Source organism: Burkholderiales bacterium (genome assembly GCA_023511995.1).
GTDB lineage: Bacteria > Pseudomonadota > Gammaproteobacteria > Burkholderiales > Thiobacteraceae > Thiobacter.
The window spans coordinates 1-3,129 of the sequence record JAIMAL010000042.1; the positions used below are offsets into that span (position 1 = coordinate 1).

Below are 3,129 nucleotides of genomic sequence, written 5' to 3' on the forward strand. Positions count from 1 at the left end.
GAGCCGCGATGAGGCGGCCGAGGATCGTCATCGGGGGCGCCCACAGCGGCGCGGGCAAGACGACGGTGACGCTGGGCCTGATGGCCGCTCTGCGCCGGCGGGGACATGTGGTGCAGGGATTCAAGGTCGGGCCCGACTACATCGATCCGAGCTACCACACGGCCGTCACGGGCCGGCCGTCGCGCAACCTGGACACCTGGATGCTTTCGCCCGCCGCCGTGCGCGAGGTGTTTCACCGCGGCAGCGAGGGGGCGGAGGTGTCCGTGATCGAGGGCGTGATGGGCCTGTACGACGGCAAGGACCCGCGGGCGGACACGGGATCGACCGCGGAGGTGAGCCGGCTGTTGGAGGCGCCGGTGGTGCTCGTCATCGACGCGAGCCGCATGGCGCGCAGCGCCGCGGCGGTGGTGCTGGGGTTTCAACGGCTCGATCCGCGGGTGCGCATCGCCGGCGTGATCGCCAACCGCGTCGGCGGGCCGGGACACCTGGAGATTGTGCGCCAGGCGGTGGAGCCGGTGTGCGGGGTGCCGGTGCTGGGCGGTCTGACGCGCCAGGCGGAGCTGGCGATCCCGGAGCGGCACCTGGGCCTCATCCCGGCCCTGGAACGGGGGGAGCTGGACGGGCTCTTCCATCGCCTGGCGGACGCTGTGGAAGCGGCGGTGGACATCGGCCGGGTGCTGGCACTGGCGGAGGCGGCGGAGGACTGGACGGCGCCGGATCCGGTGCTGTTCCGCGGCCAGCCGCGGCCGGAGGCTGCGTGCATCGCGGTGGCGCGGGACGCGGCGTTCAACTTCTACTACCCGGAGAACCTGGAGCTGCTCGAATGGCACGGTGCGCGCCTGGTGACCTTCCGGCCGCTGGCGGGTGAGCCGGTGCCGGCCGAGGCCGACGGCGTATACATCGGCGGCGGGTTCCCGGAGGAGTTCGCGGCCGAGCTCAGCCGGCAGGAGGCGGTGCGGGAGAGCCTGCGCCGGGCGGTGGCGGCCGGGATGCCGGTGTTCGCCGAGTGCGGCGGGTTCATGTACCTGTGCGAGGCGCTGACCGACCGGGCCGGGGAGACCCACGCGATGGCCGGGATGGTGCCGGCGCGGGTGCGGATGCAGGACCGCCTGGCGGCGCTTGGCTACCGGGAGGTCACGGCGCTGCGGGACACCCTTCTTCTGCCGGCTGGGGAGCGCGCGCGGGGGCACGAGTTTCATTATTCCATTGCGGAATGGACCGACCCGGACCGGCCCGCGGCCTGGCGCGTGGAGGGGTCGCGGGGCGGCGGGATCGACGGGTACGCCGACGGGGGGCTCGTTGCCGGGTACACGCATCTGCACTTCGGCTCCAATCCGGAGATGGCGCCGCGGTTCGTGGCGGCCTGCGCGGCCTGGCGCCGGGCGCGGAAGGAGGGGCGCGGATGAGGGCCGCGCGGATCGGCGCGCCCGGCCGGGTATTCGCGGCGGTAGCCTTCCTGCAGGCGATGGCCCTGGCGGGGCTGGCCCTCGACGGCGTGCGGGCACGGGCGATGATGCCGCTCTGTCTGGTGGCCTACACCTTCGGGCTGCGGCACGCGCTGGACGCGGATCACATCGCGGCCATCGACAACACGACCCGCAAACTGGTGGGCGAGGGCCACCGTCCGGCGGCGGCCGGCCTGTGGTTTTCGCTCGGCCACTCGGCGGTGGTGTTCCTGCTGACGGGTCTCGCCGCGCTGTCGCTCGGGCACGCAGGGATCGGCGGGCAGTTGGCGAGCGCGGGCGCGGCGGAGGGCGATGGTGCGGCGGAAGGCGCGGGACTGGCCGCCGGATGGGCGGCCGCACCCGGCCTGGGCACGGTGGGCACGTGCATCTCGGCCACGTACCTGTACGCGGTGGCCGCCCTCAACTGGGGGGCGTGGCGGGCGGCGCTGCGCTCCTTGCGGGGGGCGTCCGGGCGAGTGTGTGACGGCGAAGCGGAGAGCGCCCCATCCGGCGGCCTGATGGCGCGCGCGTGCGGGCGGCTGCTCCGGCGTGTGCGGCGGAGCGGGGACCTGTTCTGGGTGGGGCTGCTCTTCGGGCTCGGCTTCGAGACGGCGACGGAGGTGGCGGTGATCGCCATGTCCGCCGCGGCGTCGGCCCGAGGGGCTCCGGCCGCTCTGGTGCTGACGCTGCCGCTCTGCTTCGCGGCAGGGATGAGCCTACTCGACGCCGCCGACGGCCTGGTCATGCTGCACACCTACACCTGGGCGCGCGGGCTGGCGCGATCGCGCGCCTTGTACAACGCCGTGGTCACAGGCCTGTCGGTCCTGGTGGCTCTCCTCGTCGGCAGCGTCGAATGGCTGCAGGTGCTGGGCCCGCACGTGCCCGGCTTGACGGCGGTGGCGGAGGCCGCCGGGCGCATCGACTTCGGCTGGCTGGGCGGCGGCATCACCGTGATGTTCGTGACCCTGTTCATCTGGATGTGGCGGGTGCGGCGGCGGGATGGACGCTCCGTTGGCGCGGCCGGGGCGGACGCCCGGGGCCTGCCGATGTGAAGGGGGAACCCAAATGGCCAAGAGCCTGATGGTGCTCGGCACCGCGTCGAACGTGGGCAAGAGCGTGCTGTGCACGGCCCTGTGCCGCATCCTCGCCCAGGATGGGTACCGGGTGGCCCCGTTCAAGGCGCAGAACATGTCGCTGAACTCGGCGGCGACCCCGTCGGGCCGGGAGATCGGCCGGGCGCAGGCGGTGCAGGCGGCGGCCTGCGGGATCGCGCCGAACGAGCACATGAACCCCGTCCTGCTCAAGCCGATGAGCGGCCACCGGACGCAGGTGGTGCTGCAGGGGCGGGTGTACGAGACCATGTCTGCTCGCCAGTATCTTCGGGAGCGCCTCGGGGCCGTCTGGGCGGCGGTGGTGGAGAGCTACCGGTACCTGGCGGACCGGTACGAGGTGTTGATCATCGAGGGCGCCGGCAGCCCGGTGGAGATGAACCTGAAGCCGCGGGACATCGCGAACCTGCGGATGGCCGAGGAGGCGGACGCGGACGTGCTGCTGGCGGCGGACATCGACCGGGGCGGCGTCTTCGCGGCCGTGGTCGGTACCCTGCACCTGATGACGCCGCGGGAGCGGGCCCGCGTCAAGGGCGTCGTGATCAACAAATTCCGCGGCGACCCCAGCCTGTTCG

General features: G+C 73.3%; 3 protein-coding genes. All 3 read left to right on the plus strand.

Going from position 1 to position 3,129, the window contains the following annotated elements:
- The first annotated feature begins 8 nt into the window (after positions 1–8).
- Positions 9–1,406 (plus strand): cobyrinate a,c-diamide synthase, encoded by a 1,398-nt coding sequence (locus K6T56_12595; protein ID MCL6557179.1) that lies wholly within the window; start codon positions 9–11, stop codon positions 1,404–1,406.
- Positions 1,403–2,497 (plus strand): HoxN/HupN/NixA family nickel/cobalt transporter, encoded by a 1,095-nt coding sequence (locus K6T56_12600; GenBank protein ID MCL6557180.1) that lies wholly within the window; start codon positions 1,403–1,405, stop codon positions 2,495–2,497. The genes K6T56_12595 and K6T56_12600 overlap by 4 nt, the downstream gene beginning before the upstream one ends.
- A 13-nt stretch (positions 2,498–2,510) precedes the next feature.
- The coding region (locus K6T56_12605) for a cobyric acid synthase (protein MCL6557181.1) at positions 2,511–3,129 on the plus strand (619 nt) is incomplete at its 3' end.

What these genes read in the sequence shown, in the direction of transcription:
- K6T56_12595 (MCL6557179.1), top strand. Translation starts at nt 9, where the DNA reads ATGAGGCGGCCGAGGATCGTCATCGGGGGCGCCCACAGCGGCGCGGGC.
- K6T56_12600 (MCL6557180.1), top strand. Translation starts at nt 1,403, where the DNA reads ATGAGGGCCGCGCGGATCGGCGCGCCCGGCCGGGTATTCGCGGCGGTA.